Origin of the sequence: Abyssicoccus albus, assembly GCF_003815035.1 — a bacterium.
GTDB classification, from domain to species: Bacteria; Bacillota; Bacilli; order Staphylococcales; family Abyssicoccaceae; genus Abyssicoccus; species Abyssicoccus albus.
Genome location: NZ_RKRK01000004.1, coordinates 39607 through 58105, shown reverse-complemented (window position 1 = coordinate 58105; position 18499 = coordinate 39607). Strand labels below are relative to the sequence as shown.

The following is an 18499-nucleotide window of genomic DNA, read 5'->3' as shown; positions in this document are numbered from 1 at the left end:
ATTAAACATAGCCTTTTATTAGGAGGCTATTTTTTTAATGAAAAATGTCATTTTTTTGTCGTAATAGATAAGTATTACTGGATATCAATTTAATATTTTCCTAATTTCCGTCATAATTAAATATATAAACATATATTTGGAGGTAGACTTATCGTGATCAAACTAGTTGATGCAGTCAACACGAATCATTTGTTTGAACGTATTATAGAGGAAGATTCAAAATCAGGTAAATTATTTGGTTCACCGATTTATGTATTAACACGTGCTGATAATGTTTTAAAATATCAACATACTATGACGAATACAGTTCAAAATAATGGATCTTTTAATATTGCAGTATTTACATATACACGTTTAATGTGGCATATATATAATGAAATTGGTTTTGGCAAAAAAATACAAGCCTCAAAAGATGCTCATGCATTATTAATTTACAGAATTATGAATGACTATCAACATGAAGAAGAGATGAGTGTATTTAAGGCACAACTTAATGATAATGATGATGTTTCAAAGCAAAATTCAATTGAACATATTGAATTTGCATATGCAATATTAAATGCTATCCAAGAATTTGAAGATTATTTAGTGGACGTCAATATGGATGAGATAGTCAACTTAAATGAAATGCCTAAACTAAAGGCAATTAGTTTTATATATGATAAATATAAAGAGGAAATTAAAAGGTTATCAACGTCTCCTAATAAGGATATTTCATTATCGTCTATTAATATGTTGAAAGATTTTATAGAGAGATTAAAATCATATAACAATAGTGAAGAAATACGCGCATTACAACATGCAAAAATATACATACATGGCATAACTGATTTTACACCGATAGAAATTAAGTTAATACAAGAGTTAAGCCGATTAGGTCTCCATATAGAAATATCTACGACAGATGATTCATTACATCAGGAAACGTTTGAAAGAAGAGAAGACGGCATACTTAAGCCGATTGAAATGAAGTCCAGCTTACATAAACAAGAAAATCTAGTGAATAAGCTTCAAATATTCGAAACACCAAATCACCGGGTAGAATTTGAACTGATTGCGAAAAGAATTGAAAATTTAGTACATACATCTTCTGATACAAATTTTAAGGATTTTGTAGTGTATTATCGAGATGATATGGTATTACAACAATTACTTAGAACATTTAATCGTTATAATATCAATGTTCAATATAACGAGAACAAACCGATGACAACACATCCATTTACTCAATTTGTAGATGGCTTATTTGAGTATGCGAATATAAATTATGATAATCTCCATCACCCTAAATATTTAGAGACTATTATTAAAATTGCTAAAACAAGATACTTAACGTCTTCTGTACTCAACACTTATCTTGATAGAATTGATGATTTCGTTCATTCATATGCTGTAACGTATGGGGAATTATTCAATGAAGATCATGAATTTGATCCTGAGGTACTTTTTTATAAAAAGTATAAAGAACGTACGAATGAGAATGACGAATTCCTTAAAGATATAGCGTTAAAACGGTATGAAAAAGAACTTGCTAAAGATGAAGTTAATACAACTGAAGTAGAAAAAGAAAACATAAATAAACCTGAAAGCAAAGCATACAAAGCACTCGTTGAAAGGCAAAAGGAGTACTATGAATCACTAAATCAGAATACAGATGAAGGCAATGTTGATTTAGAGGATGCATTGAATGACAAAGAGATTAAAGATATTGGTCAACTGAATGCAAAAGATGATGATGAAGAAGCAATCGAAGAGAGTGTTGAATTGAACCAATCAAATAAAGTGGATAGTGACTATACTGAGAGCTTTGTTAATACTGTCATTGTACTACGACATATTATCGATGGTGTTAATAACTTTAAGGCAATTTTTGAAGAAGAGATAAATGAAGATTCAAATAGAAACGTTGGTGGTGAAATTAAAAAAGAAATTCCTTTGATTGATGTTCTCGACGACATAAACCAATACTTTAATCATTACGGTATATATACTAAGTTATCTGGACAGTACTCATATTATGAAGATGAGGAAAAGCATGAGGTTCAACAAGTATATAATACAGTCGTCAATATTATTGAGAGTGGTTATATATCACTGAATGGTATTATACTTGACAATCGATCTAAATCATTAAAGTTAATGACTGATTTGTTTAGAACGACCTTCTCAAAATCAGTATTTCAACAACAACAATTATTAAAAGATGCGGTATATATAAAATCATTAGATGACGTTTCCTTTGATTCCTACAAATATGTGTTTATTGCAAATTTTGATCGAAATAATACACCAAGAACGATTAAGGACAATAAACTAATTTCTGATCGAATCAAAGAGAAGTTCAAAAATAGATTATCACCAACGACTATAGAGTTAAGAGATAAAGACAAATCTTTATTTTATAGAGCAATTCAATCAGCTGAGGAAAAAGTCGTTATTACTTATTCTTTAATTAATCATGATGGACGTGTAACAAAAGAAAGTCCATTCATTGGTGAATTGATTAATGATAGCAAGTTAAATATTAATAAGTATACAAATAGGTATAGAGTCTACAGAAATTCATTACTCGGAGAATGGATTGAATATAAGAAAAATAAAGATAATGAATATGATGAAATTATTCACTTTGATGAATATATAAATCTATTAACTTCCAAAGATCATATTAAAACACCTTTAATTCATAGGTTAAATGAATTATCTAAGATTCAAACAAATGAAAGTAAAGTTATAAGACATCATGAGGATCAACAAGCACAAAATAAATCAAAAACTGAAGTATTGAAGCCATGGGTTCATGCGTTGAACTATATTAAAGATAATAATAAAGATTTATATGATGAAATAAATGATTATTATAATTTTTATTCTAAAGTATCGAATCAGTTTATAGGGCCATCATTGGCGCATGAGTTATACCTATCTGAATCTGAAAGAGATCAAGCATCGAACGAATATATTTTTGAGCCAAGTGTATCGAGGTTCCAGACATATAACGGATGTGCGTTTAAACATTTCGCTCAATATGGATTACATTTACAGACTAGGGAAGCATTCGACATAGAATCTAAAGATACAGGAACAGTTCAACATGAAGTATTGGAACGTCTCTTTAAAGATTCAGACATTATTGAAACCCTTCGACATGAGGAAGATGATGAAAAGATTGTAGCGAATCAAGAATTAAGCGATCGAATACATGAAATTATCGAAGATGTTTTAAGTGACAGTGCGTATGTGAATGGGAAGTACAACCATTCACATTATAACCAGTATTTGAAACGGAAAATTCATCGTTCAGTTCGTAATGCAGCAATATTCTCTATTATGTCTTTAAGTATTGGTAAGTATAATCCAGAAAGATTTGAAGCAGATTTTGGTTTTGTGCGTGAAGATGATAAAAGTAACAAGAAGTCTAAAGTAGCAAATGTTAAAGAAATCACTACAGCCAAAGTTGATAATAAGTCTTATAAAGTTCATATTAAAGGTCAAATAGATAGAGTGGATATTTATAGGGATGAAGAGAACAAAAAAGCTTATATAAACGTTATAGATTATAAATTAAGCAAGAAAGATTTGTTATTAGAAGATGTATTAGACGGAGGTCAGCTTCAACAATTTAGCTATATGTATGTGATTAAAGAAAATAAGGAACAATTTGGATTGGAAGGATATGAAGTCTTACCAAATACGATGATGTTTTTGCCAGTGCATAGTAAAAATGGAAAAGTTGAATATGATACAGATAAGAAAAAGGTAAAAGAAATTTTAGATAATAGAAATGATGAAAATGAATATGAGTCGAAATTTAAAACTTTTATTTTTGATAAAACAAAGAAAGATTACAAACCAAAAGGTATGTTTATCAATGAAGCTGAAGCATTTAATAAAGAAGTTCACTTTAGTCAATCAGAAGGTTTAATGGCTTTGCTACAAAAATACAATAGTGATGAGAATTCAATTGACAAAGAAAGTTATAGGAAAATTTTTTCTCATTTTTATCCATCTGAATATGGTGGACCAGAACCGGAAAAAGATTATAAGAAAAGAAATCCAGAAAAGGAAATGGATGAATTATTTTTAATTAGAAATCAAAGTCAACATAAATTTATCTCACATGATGGATTTGAAGAAGTCATCTCCAAAGTTAAAGATATTTATGAGAAAAATACTAGTGAGATATTTAATGGTCATGCCTTAGTATCGCCTAAAGAAAATGACGATGGTGAATTGCAGCCTTGTGAATATTGTGAATTCAAGTCAGCTTGTTATTTTGATATTACAAATAGTGAATCACGTAAACCTGATAAAGAAGAATATGAAAGAATCATTCTAGAAGATATATTAAAGGGGGTTAAGCCAGGTGAGTACTAAAGAGATTAAATTTAATCCTCAACAAGAGTTCTCTATTAATGCATTGGGCAATGGTGTTGAAAATTATGATGGGTTTAAACAATATGACAATATATTGGTGTCGGCGGCTGCAGGTTCGGGTAAAACAGCGGTGCTTGTTCAAAGAATTAAGAGAAACATTGAATTAGGTGTGAAAATCGATGAAATGTTAGTCTCGACATTTACGATTGAAGCGGCTAAAAATATGAAATCACGTTTAGAGGATTTGTTAGAAGAAAATATAAATTCTGATCATGAGCATAATGAAAAATATAAAACTGCAGTTGAGCAAATAAATAAAGCTCAAATATCAACATTGCATAGTTTCTGCTTAGATGTTATTCAAGATAATTATTATAAACTAGGCTTGTCACCTAATCTTCGTTCATTGGATGAAGTGGAAAGGGATGTCTTATTAGAGCAAATTATTGAAGAATGTTTAGAGCCATATTATGAAAATCCAGATGATCATGAAAACTTCATTACAATAGCAAATATACTATCGATTAAAAACAGAAAGTATATCGTTGATAAAATCAAAGAAATTATTGATATAGTATTAGCGAATGAGAATAAAGAAGGTTTATTAGATATCTTTGAAAGTTATTTGAACTTTGAAAGCAAAGAAAATATAAATAAACCTATTAAAAAACTTACTTTAAATTATATTGAAAATTATATTGATAATTTGAAAGAGAATTTATTAAGCCTACAAAATGACGTTTCTTATATGTATGAGGAGACAGTTAAATCTATAAATGAAAGTAAAGTGTACACTTTTGAGCCTGATGATGATTTGAAAATGTATAGTGAGTCCAAACCGTTAAATGATGTTTATAACCAATTGAAAAATATGTTAGATAATATTCCAAATGCTTTATCAGATCTTAAAAATATAGAATCAAATATTAAGAAAAATCCAAATAATTATAATGATTATAAAATCAAAGAAAACTTACCAAAGTTTTTAAATCCTATTCCAGGGTCAAGTGGAAAGAGAGTTAGAGATTTAATTGATGAAGATTCAGTCTTTTCAGAGCTTTTTATAAATGGTGAGAAACTTATAAAAGAAGGTTCTTTTAAAGAGTTAAATAATAGTTTGAGTATAGACCCAATTATCCCAAATAATAATTTTCAGTATCAAAACTTTGCTGAAGTGAGTCATAATTATATTGCAACATTAAATGAAATTGTAAAAAGTATTATCAAGAAATTTGATTTATACAAAAAAGAAAATAACTTAATAGATTTCTCAGACTACGAACATTTGACATTAAAGTTGTTAACAGAGTATGAAGATGTTCGAGAATTTTATCATGATAAGTTTAAAGAGATTATGATTGATGAATATCAAGATTTCAATAATGTCCAAGAAGCGATAATTAATAAAATTAGAGAGCCTATTCATGATGAGAAACCTACAACAGTGTTTATGGTTGGTGACGTGAAACAATCTATTTATCAATTCCGTCAAGCGGATCCGGAGTTGTTCAATAGTAAGTATGCACAGGCTTTGAAACTTGATGAGTGGGAATTAAATAAAGATCTAGATAAATATATGATTATTCCATTTACAAATGATGAACTTGATTCGAAGTTTAAAGATGTTTCACCTCGAAACATTGTTATAGAACTGAATAAGAACTATCGTTCGAATCAGAATGTCATTGACTTTACGAATAGTGTATTTGACCAAATTATGATAGAAGATCGTGGTGGTATTAATTACCGTTCAGGACATGCATTACAGTTCGGTGGTTCTAATATCGATAATACGAAATGTGATGTCACTGTGATAAATAAAAAAACTTCTGATGAGCAGAATGGTAAAAAGTTAAGCAGAGAAGAGATGACGAGTCAATATATTATTGATACGATTCAAAAGCTAAAAGAAGGAAATCCGTCTTTTAAATATAGTGATGTAGCAATCTTGTCAACTTCTAGAAAAAATCATCGTCATTATAGTAAAGAACTTTATAATGTTGGTATTAATAGTGTTATGAATACTCGTAAAGGATTTCTTGAGTCATTGGAAGTTAAAGTGGTTTTAAGTGTCTTACGGGCATTAGATAACCCATTACAAGATGTAGATTTAATTTCAATGATGAGGTTGCCTATCTTTAATCTTTCGGTGAAAGATATTGCAACAATTAAGAATCCGAATAGTTATAGTCATTATTTGTACAGTATATTTAATTTTATTAATGATGAAGACAATAAAGATAAGGACTTATATGACAGGCTAGTTTATTTTAAAGAGACTTTATATGATTTAAGACGATATGTAAGGTATCACTCAGTAGATGAAATTCTAAGAAAATTATATGAAGATCTTGAGATTGAATCATTCTTTGTATCGATGCCATTAAGTGAATCACGAGAGGCTAACTTAACTGGATTAATTAATAAAGCAGTTGAATTTAATCGTCAAGGACATCGCTCTGTTCATGAATTTATTAATCAAATGAATCATTTAATCTCTAAAGAACAAGATTTTGGTGAAGAATCTTTCGTTTCTGAAGACGATGCAGTAAAGATTATGACAATTCACGGAGCTAAAGGATTAGAGTTTAAACATGTAATTTATGTTGATACTGAAACTAAATTTAATAAGAAATCTGCAGAGAGCCGTTTAGTGATTGATAGTAAATTAGGATACGGTATCGATCAATTGTATTCTCATGTAAGTTCTGAAGTTTATGGGTATGAAGAATCATTCTATAATAAATTAATCAAGAATCAAATGATTAATAAACAACAAGGTGAAGAATTACGAAAGATGTATGTAGCGTTTACGAGAGCGGAAAACTCAATTCATATCCCATTGATTGTCGATGACAAAGAGATTGAAAAATCTAAAATGAATGAAAAAGATGATCCTATAAAGCAAAGTAAACCAGCATTATACATTTTAGATGTGATTAACCATTTCAGTGATGAACAGTTCATCAATATTAATCATAAAGATATGGATGAATTAATAAAGTTGAAACAAGATAGTACCTCACTAAAAGAAGATGAATCAAAAAAGAATGATTCATCAGAAAGATCATTTCAGAAAGATCATTCTTCTAGACTGAATTCAATATTAGAATCATTTAATCATGAGGATAAAACTTCATCAGAAATCGATTTAAGTCAGTTGGATCAGAATTATGAACAACAACGACCAGATGTCAAAAAAGTTTCAGTAACTGAGTTGAAGCAGTTAAGACAACAACAGCAACTTGAAGCAACAGGGGAAGCATTAAATAAAGAAATGGTTCAGTTTAGAAGGCCGAGTAATCCGCTAAAGGGGCATTCAGAAGATTATGGTATGTTGACAGGTACGTTAATGCATGAAGTCATGATGCATGCGATGAATGATTATAGAATGAATCGTGATAAAGGTGAAGAATTGATTGCAGAGGAAGCGGAAAGAAAAGCGAAAGAGCATTCATTGTTCATGAGTCCAAACTATAAATTCAAAGAGAATGCGATGAATTTCTTAAAAAATCATGAAGTGAAAACATTATTAAAAGATGTTAAGGAAATTCATACTGAACAGCCTTTCTTTGCAAGCTATAATGATATTGTTCAAGCGAGCGATGATGAAGAACTTCTATTTGAAGGGATTATTGATTTATTACTAGAGAAAGATGATGAATTTATTATTATCGACTATAAGACGGATACGATCAGTAAAGATGAGAAAAAAGAGTTATTAAATCGATATGAAGAGCAGTTGACATTGTATACGAAAGCAGTTCAAAGATTAACAGGTGTGAATAAAGTATCATCATATATCTACGGAACAAAAAGTGATGTGTTGATACAAGTTACTGGTGAAGACAGTTTATTAGATGGATATCAAAATAATCCAAAAGATTTTAAAAACATTGTTAAAATTTCAAATGAAGAAAGGCATGATGATAATATGACTAGTAAAATTTTAAGATTAGAGAAAGGTAAACCATTAACAATAAATGATAAGGATACAAAAGGGCACCTTCTACATTCATGTAAATTAAATAATCATGAAATAGGTGTGAAACAAAAATCTGGCAATATACATTGGAACTCAATAGTAGCTTCATATATTAAAGCTAAGCATATTGATGAATTAAAAGTTAGAGAGATTCTTTTTAACGATATTTTTCCAAATGAGAAAATTGATGACTCAGAGCAACATCAAAAGAAAATTTTAAAAAATGTAGTTGGAATATTTAAGACTGAAATTGAAGTCGAACAAAAAATGGATCAGAAATCATCAGATAATAATCAAAAAATTAAAATGAGTGATACATCAATCCCTATATATTATGCATGTTACACTGCAATGGATAATATTTTGCTTCTACAAGGATTAATAAATGTTTACGGTAGTACTGATGACATTATTGAGTTAGAATTTTATTCTAATGATAAATCTTCAAATGATACAGATGATGAAAATAATATTAATAAATCGGAAATAGATGATAATATATCTCTAAATACAATAATCTATGGGCCTCCTGGTACAGGTAAAACACATAAAATCAAAAAAGATTTTTATGCAAATCTTATTTCTAGTGATGTATCAAAAAAAAATTTGGAAGGATTAACATGGATAAATGCTATATTGTTGGTATTTAAGGAGTATGATTTTATACCATTAAATTTAAATGATATTTATGAAAATAAATATATAAAAGAAAAGATAAAACAGTCAAATCCTGAAAATTATAAATCAACTATTCGAGGTGCAATTTATAAAGATAAAAATCAATTATTTAAGAAAGATAATAATAAGTGGGGAATAACTGAAAAAGGTATTGAAAAGGCTAATGAAATTGATATAGATTTTAAAGAAGTTTATAAGGAAGATTATAATGGTAATTTTGAAATGGTGACATTTCATCAATCATTTGGGTATGAGGAATTTATAGAAGGTATCAAAGCTAAAACTATTAATGGACATATTGAATACATTGTAGAAAATGGAATATTTGTTGATTTTTGTGAAAGAGCTATGGAATCAAAAAGAAAAGGTGAAAATAAAAACTTTTTATTTGCTATTGATGAAATAAATAGAGCTAATATTAGTAAAGTATTCGGTGAGTTAATAACTTTGATTGAAGATGATAAGCGTATAAAATTTGTAGATGGAAAATGGAACGGTAGCATGGTTACCTTGCCGTACTCTGGAAAAAAGTTTGGTGTACCTGATAACGTCTATTTAGTTGGAACAATGAATACATCAGATAAATCAATAACCTTGATTGACTCGGCTTTACGAAGAAGATTTGACTTCATAGAGCTAATGCCTTCTCCAAAAACATTATCAAATATATTAGATGAAAATGGAATAATTAAAGGGGTTAATGTGCCTAAAATATTAACTTTACTTAATGAACGTATATCTGTTTTGTATGATAGAGACCACATGCTAGGACATGCATTATTTATTAATGTTAGTTCATTAGAAGATTTACAGAAGGTATTTCAAAAAAAAGTTATTCCTACTTTGCAAGACTATTTTTATGGGGATTTAATTAAGGTCAAAGCAGTTTTAAATGATAAACATAGTATTTTTGTAAAAAGAAAACAACTGAAACCACATTTATTTGATAGTGGATTGATTGAGGATCTATATGATATTGAAGAACAATATGATTTAGTTACTGATGTAACGCATGAAGATTTTATTAAATATATAAATAGCATTGACAATGAGAACCTATAAAATGAAGAGGTTAATTGTACTTAAAGAATTTGACCGCATTTATATTGGCGAAAAAATTAATGATGTTATAATTACTAATACTGATATTGAACAATTGCAAAATTTAAAAATAGATAAATCCAAGGCAAATGTAGAAGACTTTTTAAATCCAATAAGAAAGGGTGTACAATTTAAGAATTATGTAGGGGTTTTAAAAATAAACTCTGGTTTAATTGTTGAAATTCTTCCCAAACTTTATGGCATAAATAGTGATGAAGAATCAAAGAAATTGGTATTTACAATGCTTAGAGACACAAAACATGTAAAATCTAAGTTATTTGATGAAATAGCTATGGATAAAGATAATAATTCGATGTTAGAAATTTTTATTAACATGTTTTTGGATGAAGTCGAAAAAATTTGTAAAGTAGGGTTAGTATCCGAATATCAAAAAGTAGAGGAGAACTTCAAATTTTTAAAAGGTAAATTACTTATTCATAAACATGTTAAAGTTAATAAATTTAATTACTCTAACTTTTATAATGAATATGACGACTTTATTTTAGACCATAATTTGAATAGGTTAATTAAAGCAACTTTAATCTATCTTTCTAAAGTAAATGTGTCAAATAATGTTAATCGTAAAATTAATAATTTGCTACCTTTTTTTGAAGATATTAATGCTAGGCTACTTGATATTAATAAAATATCTCCACATATTAATAGAAGGTTTGAAATATATGATAAAGCAATTGAATGGTCCAAAATGATTTTAAATAATAACACATTTAATACATTTTCAGGTGTTAATTCTTCATTAGCATTTCTATTTCCTATGGAAAGGCTTTATGAAGAGTATGTATATAATAAATTGAAGTATAATAATATTGATAATATTGAAATTGTAAGTCAACAAAATAAATACTCGCTATTTAACAAGAAAAATAATGAATATACTAGTATATATAAATTGAAACCAGATATAGTTATTAAAAAAAATGAAGATGTAATCATAGTTGACACAAAGTGGAAGATACTTGGTAGTAATGGCCCCAGTCAAATGGATATTTATCAAATGTATGCATATTTTACAAGATATAGACATCATGGTATTAATGTTAAAAAGGTAATTCTATTGTATCCATATAGTGGTAGTTACCCCCGAACAGTATTTCAATCTTTAAGTGAAGCAGGAGGTACTATAGCAATAATTGAAGTTGCATTTGTAAATTTAACAGATGATAATTGGATTAATGATTTTTGGAAATTAATTTGAAAACTAAATATATACTATTTGAGTTAATATGTATATTTAAATAAACATTCCTCTAATGGAATGTTTATTTTTTTCAATATTTATATAGTAATATCTATAAAATATTTTTAATATTTTATAATAATTTATGTATAATATAAAGTATACAAAATATACTTAATGAGGTGAAAAAATGATAGATATTAAAAGTAACGATAAAAAAGAAAACCACTTTACGTATGAATTAAAATATGCAAAGCTAGATGATCTAGTAACGATTTCGCCGGGGACTTCAGTGTCTCGGCTAAATCGTTATGATGATGAAAGTAAGTCAGGTACTAGGATCTATAACCAGTTGAGCTTTACAAGTGATAAAAATGGTTTTGAAATAAGTGATGGCATTGATAACGAGTATAAAGTAATTAGAAGTGATGACATCACAAGTTCGATGCTAACGCATGAAAATGACTTAATCATGAATATGTCAACAGGTGAATTGGTCAGAGTCTCAGCAGCGAATAAAGATTTACTTTTGCCTTACAATTATTCCAAAGTAAAAGTTAAAAACAATCAAATTGATGATAAATTTTTAGAATATTGGGTGAATGAATCTAAGACATTTAAAGAGAGAGTTAATGATAATTCAGAGTACTCAAGAAGATTATCTATAAAAAAAATTAAAGATATAGAAGTTGCATTACCAGATATGGAGACTCAAATGAAAATTGGTGAACTTTATAGAGCAAATCAAAATATTATTATAAAGCAAATTGAGAAAACAAAACTTATAAACAAATTGATATCTCAAGAAATTTTAAAGGAGAGTGAAGAAGATGAATGACGCAAGAGATATTTATAAAAATATAATTAATGAAATTGAAATGCTTTTTGGGCAAAGAGAATTTCATAAAACACAATATATAGAATTATTACGTTCAATATTATTATATAAGTACTTATGTGAAAAATATAAAATGCATATTGAAGAATATAAAGAAGATAATGATATTAATGAAAGCTATAATGAAATCTTTGAGGATGACATATTATTTAATCAATTTAAAGTTTACCTTTATCAGAATGTTGGATACATTATCGAGCCTGGAAATTTTTATGAAGACTTTATTGTTGAAGAAGACATTTTGAAATTCGAATTACTTTATTTTGAACAAGCATTAATTAAATTTACTGAATCACGATATGAATTCGAAAACATGAATATCAAGGATAAAGTTGTGAATATAGATGTTGATGGACTGTTTTCTCACATTAATCTAAATTCAACAATATTAGGACAGAAATTACAAGATAGAAAAGAGACATTATACCTTATACTCATAAGTATTAATAAGGCTACTCAAGATATTAACTTGGAATTGTATTCAGATATCTTTAAATTATCTTTAAATGAAACAAGATTTATAATCTCATCTTTCAGTAGCAACAAGAAGCATGTATTAGCTGAATCTATTGAACAGGATTTTCCACTTAATATTGCAATGATGATTAGTGAAGGTCTTATACCAAAAAAGAAATATAATAATCTGTATGTCCCATTTGAAAAAAATGGTGTTCCTTCAGCATATATAGCAGAGAATAATGATATTATGAAAATACAAAGCGAAACTTGGAATGATTTAGAACATAACATTTCACGGCAAAATTATTTAATACATGGTATTAACAATATAAATATAAAGAATCGTGGTCTCTTTAATTTGGATTATGGAATAAAATATATAAAAGATAAAGTTGATCTTATATATGCAGATTTTATGAAAATTAGATCCGTTAGGGATATAAAAAAGTATGACGAGAATAATATGTATGCTGAAAATCATACATTATTAAAAGAAAAAAAAGCTGAATTACTTTTGAAATACATTGACATGATGAGTGACGATGGAATAATGATTGTAGTTTCTGACAGGAGCTTTTATAATTCATTGGATGATGAATTATGTGATTCAATATTTTCCGATCAAAATGTAGTGGACTGCATCATTGATTTACCAACAAATGTGTTAGGTGAACGTTATACGAACCCAAGAATAACTATATTAAACAAAAATAGATATGAAGATGATAAAATACTTCTTATTGATGCAACGAGAAATTATATAGCGAGTGAGAAATATAATGAAATATCTGATCGACATATTAGTAAAATAGTGAGTATATACAAATCAAAGGAAGATCATCCTGGATTTAGTGCAATAGTTGAACCGAATCAACTTCAAACCGATTTCGGATGGAATTGGGAAATGTCAGACTTTATTACGCCGATTATTTACCAGGAATATGTAGATCCTAAACAGGTTAAATTAGACTTAGAACGGTTAGATACAGAAATAAGCAATGATCTAGAACGTGTTAAAAAGCATATTAAAGAACTAAATATATTTTAGCGATTAAAATCTTCTCAAGTGTGAGAAGATTTTTTTTTACAAAAATTTGTATTAAACAGTTTACTTATTACAGATATGTGGTATATTAAATATAACAGTTGATATACAAGTTATAATATAAATATTTTAAAATATACATTATGTTAATTACATTGTATATTCATCTGCATGGTTAGTTGTATATTAATTATATAATATTGTAATTTACAATATACAACATAGCTCGTTAAGTATTAGAAAGGAGAAAAGATATGTTGTTACAAGACTGTGTTGTCTTTGAAGGTGGGATTAATGTGAATAGGGTGATTGAATACGATGATAAAGGCTTGGTGTATAACGTCTATCATCATCACAGCTTTCTTTATGATTGTGGAGAGATTAACGCAAATTCAATTGAAGTTAATACTGTTCGAATTCAAGACGATGCGAAAGTAAAAGTCGTTCACGAAGGGGATATCATAGTGAATTTATCACGTGGTTATTGCACACGGGTATCAAGGGTTAATGATGGATATTTATTGCCATACAACTATTCAAAGGTCGTTGTGCCCGATGCAATTGATGATTGTTTTTTTGTCGCTTGGTTCAATCATTCATGGGAGGTGAGTACTCAATTGAATCAATTAAGGAAGTCACAACATAAGAAGATGAAATTGACACATCAAGCATTAGATGACTTTGAAATATCATTACCACTTCTAGAGTATCAACAACATATCGGTAATATGTACAAATTATTAATCAACACAAAACGACAAGAGCAAGAGCGCATTGCGCAAGATGAATTAGGGATTAAAGTTGCTTTAAATAAATTATAAAAAATATTTTATAAAGGAGATTTTTATATGAATAATCAAGTGAGAAGAAACAAAGAGATGGAAGCTGCTAAAACATTAACTTTTGCAGCGGGTGTTGTAGCAATAATTGCAGGTGTAATTTGGTGTTTTACAGGTGTTGGTTTGTTATGGGCTTGGTTAGATATCATTGGGGGGATATTATTCATACGATCTAAAGGCTTTACCGATGAGAAATTTGCTTCTAAGTCGACTGGGATTTTAGTGTTCGGATTGATTTTCTTAGTGACATCGGTATTAGGAGGCGTACTAGCAATACTCGCTTATATGAAATTAAGTAGTGCGAAACAGTCCAATGACCAGTCAACTGGATCTGGTAATGTTATGGATCTTGAAAAGGCATATGAATTGAAAAATAACGGTGTTATTTCGGAAGAAGAATTTGAAATGATCAAGAAAAAAACAATTGGGTAATGGTGAAAGTTGATATGAATATGTAAATACTGTGCCAATACAATGGATGGGAGAAGTTATATATTAATAAACTATTCGAAGGGGTCGATGTAATGAATTGTATGAATCGTGTTGAATATGAAGTGACAAGAGAATGTAATGAAGCATTGAATATTTTAGAAACTCAATGTAAAAATAAATCATTAATACAGACTGAGGATATTTTACTTGCGATTATTTCTGCTCAAGATACTGGTGCAGGATATTCGTTAGGACGTCATTCAATCACGCGTTCAAAAGTAAGTAAAATGTTAGACAGTGCAATAGTTGTAAGAGACAGAACAGTTATAGAGGTGAGTGAAGGATTATTTAGCGCGACTTCCGAACATGTGAAGAAAATCAAAGAAAATGATCTGGAATTTATTAATGAGCCCCCGTCTGATATATCAATTAACGGTATTGATTTATGTGTTTCGGAACATGTTAAAGCTATTTTTGATGCTGCAGATGAATTTAGAGTCCAACTTTCTTTAGATAGTGGAATGGATACGTATTATTTACTTGTTGCAATCGTAGAAAACGAAGAATGTAATGCACATCATTTATTAAACAAGCTCATGGCAACATATTACTCAGATTATCGAGTAGATTTAAAAGATAACTTTAGTATACGATACAGTATGCTTAATAGGAAGTATGATGGACATGTGAAGAGAAAGAAACAAGACAAAGAAATTGAAGATAATAGGCTGACTAATAAGTTAGAAAATCCAAACTACTCATTACTACGTGATATATCAACGGATTTAACCGAATGTGCAAAAAATGGTCAACTTCCAAACGTCATAGGACGTGATGATGAAATTGATCAAATTGTTCATACCATTTGTCGAAAGAATAAAAATAATGCTGTATTGATAGGACCTGGTGGTGTCGGTAAATCTGCAATTGTTGAAGGCTTGGCAAATAAAATAGCATTAGGTGACATAAAACCTTTAGATTCTATGAAAATATTGCAATTTAGTATGGCCGATCTTCATGATAAATATCAGGATAGAGTTTTGAATAAATTTAAAGAAGAGATTTCAAGCGAGAAGGATATTATCTTATTTATCGATGAAATTCATATGTTAGGTGATCATAAACGAATGACGGATATATTCAAACCTTTAATGGCCAGAGGAGACTTTACAATTATAGGGGCTACAACGCCTAATGAATGGAATCGAAATATTGCGAATGACCAAGCTTTAGTCAGAAGATTCGAGAAAGTGTATGTAGAAGAGCCTACTATTGAAGACACGATTAAAATTGTAAGTGATACGATTCACTCGTATGAAAATTATCATCAAGTGACTGTTCCAAAAGAAGTTATTGAAGCTGCAGTCATTTTATCCAGTGATTACTTAACTGAAGAATATATGCCTGATAGTGTATTTACTTTAATTGATAATGCATGTACGATGTGCAAATTAGATCAACAATTAGATATAGACCATAATCTTGATCGATGGTATATCGATGAAAGGAAAAAATTATTAAAAGAAGTAGACAAACTTGCAGCGATTAAATTTAATGAAGCAGCAGTAGAGGAAAAGAGGCTTGAATTAAAGAAACTAGAGGAACAATATAATATCAAAGTCAATGACTATGACAAGAAGGAATATCCAATTAAGTTGTCTTTTGAATATTTAAAGCAAGTCATTCAAAAGAAGGTAGACCGTAATATTCCAGATTATGTAATTCAAGACCAAAAGGCTCGCAAACAAGAAGAGTTTAATCGTTTACAAACATTAAATACCCAAATGCAAAAGCAAATTATAGGGCAATCTGAAGCGGTAGATATTGTGTCTAAAGCCGTTATAAGATCTAAAACAGGTTTTAGAGATCAGTCGAAGCCTATTGGTGTGTTTATGTTTGTTGGGACGACCGGTGTAGGTAAGACGGAAACAGCAAAAGTATTAGCCAAGACAATGTATGGGCGAGAAGATGAATATATTAGATTCGATATGAGTGAATATCAGGCCGCCCATGAAGTATCGAAGTTGATTGGGGCACCACCGGGATATGTTGGATATGGTAGTTCTGGTGAATTAACTAAGCAGGTCTCGAATAAACCAAAGTCAGTCATATTGTTCGATGAGATAGAGAAAGCCCACCCAAAAGTTTATGATATCTTACTACAAGTATTTGACGACGGAAGATTAACTGATTCGATGGGCAAAGTCGTTGATTTTACTGAGACGATCATTATCTTAACATCAAATATCGGAGCGAGTGATATTAAACATCGTAAACAAGTCGGATTTGGTGCACCTGAGTTATCTGAACTAGATTATGGCACAGTTACAATGTCAACTCAAGAAGCAATTAATGATTATTTTCGACCAGAATTTATTAATAGAATTGATGAAATTGTAACATTCAAGCCATTTGATGTGGATAGCATATATAAGATTACTGAACTTGAGTTAAATAAAAAGTTTGAAGCGATTGAAGAAATGGGATTCAAAGTGTCTTACGATCGAAAACTGATAGATTTTATTGTAACGAGTTTTTATGATCCAGTGAATGGTGCAAGGCCAATCAAAAGAGGTATTACAAAGTCTGTTGATGATAAACTCTCTGAACTCGTTATAGAAGGGTTATTAAATGAAGGAGATAAAGTTTCTTTCAGTGCATCTAAAAGTAGAATTGAAGTGACTATTGAATCTAAATCTAAAGGCGGTGATGAAGGCTTTATAGGTCAATCAGATGAAGTAGGAAGTCGGTAATTAATTACGGTGAAATAAATTTAACTTTATGCTTTTAAAATGAAAATATTCAATAAGGATGGGATTATATTATGAAAAAAATTATTACATTATTAACGATTGTTTCAGTATTCGCTATGTTAGTTGGTTGTTCAAAAGATGTATCTGGGGACTATAAAGCATTTAACAAGAATGCAGGTATTGTCGAAATGTCAATCTATGAAGAAGATATTGATGTGATTTTTTCTAGCCGTAATGAGTATGCTGAAATTATGTCATCCGGACTCTTTGCTCCAGATATTGATACATCAATGAATAAATTAACAGGTAAAATTGATTCAAAGAAAAAAGAAATGAAGCTACGCAATGAAGCGGGTGATAAGGTAGATGTGACATATGAAGTTGATGGAGATAAGATTATTATGAATATTGAAGGGTTAGGAAAAGGGATTACGTTCTATAAAGAAGATACTGATGAATATAAAGAAAAATCAAGTAAATTTGATGAAGAATCTGTAATAAATAATATGTCTTACTAAAAGAGGAAATTATTAAAAGGAGGTGAAACAACATGGCAAAATCGAAAGGGGATGTCGAAAGATACTTAAGAAACGAAGGATATAAAGATGTTCAGTTTGTAAGACAACCTTCTAATAATGTATTTGTATTTGATGCACGTACAACATTTAGTGGACCAGTCACTGTTGAAGTGACAGATGGTTTATTAGGATTGTCTAAAAAACATATTTAATTAA

General features: G+C 29.2%; 10 protein-coding genes. All 10 read left to right on the top strand.

Going from position 1 to position 18499, the window contains the following annotated elements; translation table 11 throughout:
- Positions 1–153: 153 nt before the first annotated feature.
- The 10 genes from EDD62_RS07385 (at position 154) to EDD62_RS07340 (ending at position 18495) form a co-directional block, all read left to right on the top strand.
- Entirely contained in the window at positions 154–4377 is a 4224-nt protein-coding gene (locus EDD62_RS07385; RefSeq protein ID WP_123808211.1) for a PD-(D/E)XK nuclease family protein, read from the top strand.
- Entirely contained in the window at positions 4367–10102 is a 5736-nt protein-coding gene (locus EDD62_RS07380) for a UvrD-helicase domain-containing protein (RefSeq protein WP_123808209.1), read from the top strand. The genes EDD62_RS07385 and EDD62_RS07380 overlap by 11 nt, the downstream gene beginning before the upstream one ends.
- 1 nt (position 10103) lies before the next feature.
- Positions 10104–11357: an McrC family protein gene (locus EDD62_RS07375; protein WP_170152805.1), complete on the top strand. Its 1254-nt coding sequence runs from the start codon at positions 10104–10106 to the stop codon at positions 11355–11357.
- A gap of 172 nt (positions 11358–11529) precedes the next feature.
- Positions 11530–12177, top strand: coding sequence for a restriction endonuclease subunit S domain-containing protein (locus EDD62_RS07370; protein WP_123808205.1), 648 nt, complete (start codon positions 11530–11532; stop codon positions 12175–12177).
- Complete coding sequence (locus tag EDD62_RS07365) at positions 12170–13744, top strand: N-6 DNA methylase (protein ID WP_123808203.1); 1575 nt, start codon at positions 12170–12172, stop codon at positions 13742–13744. Before EDD62_RS07370 ends, EDD62_RS07365 begins: the two co-directional genes overlap by 8 nt.
- A 251-nt stretch (positions 13745–13995) precedes the next feature.
- Entirely contained in the window at positions 13996–14562 is a 567-nt protein-coding gene (locus EDD62_RS07360; protein WP_123808201.1) for a restriction endonuclease subunit S, read from the top strand.
- A gap of 27 nt (positions 14563–14589) precedes the next feature.
- Entirely contained in the window at positions 14590–15012 is a 423-nt protein-coding gene (locus EDD62_RS07355) for an SHOCT domain-containing protein (RefSeq protein WP_123808199.1), read from the top strand.
- A gap of 92 nt (positions 15013–15104) precedes the next feature.
- Positions 15105–17765, top strand: coding sequence for an AAA family ATPase (locus EDD62_RS07350; protein ID WP_123808197.1), 2661 nt, complete (start codon positions 15105–15107; stop codon positions 17763–17765).
- Between the two features lie 71 nt (positions 17766–17836).
- Positions 17837–18283 carry a hypothetical protein gene (locus EDD62_RS07345; RefSeq protein WP_123808195.1) on the top strand — a complete coding sequence of 149 codons (447 nt, stop codon included), beginning with the start codon at positions 17837–17839 and terminating at the stop codon, positions 18281–18283.
- Positions 18284–18315: 32 nt separating this feature from the next.
- Positions 18316–18495, top strand: coding sequence for a hypothetical protein (locus EDD62_RS07340; protein WP_123808193.1), 180 nt, complete (start codon positions 18316–18318; stop codon positions 18493–18495).
- The last annotated feature ends 4 nt before the right edge of the window (positions 18496–18499 follow it).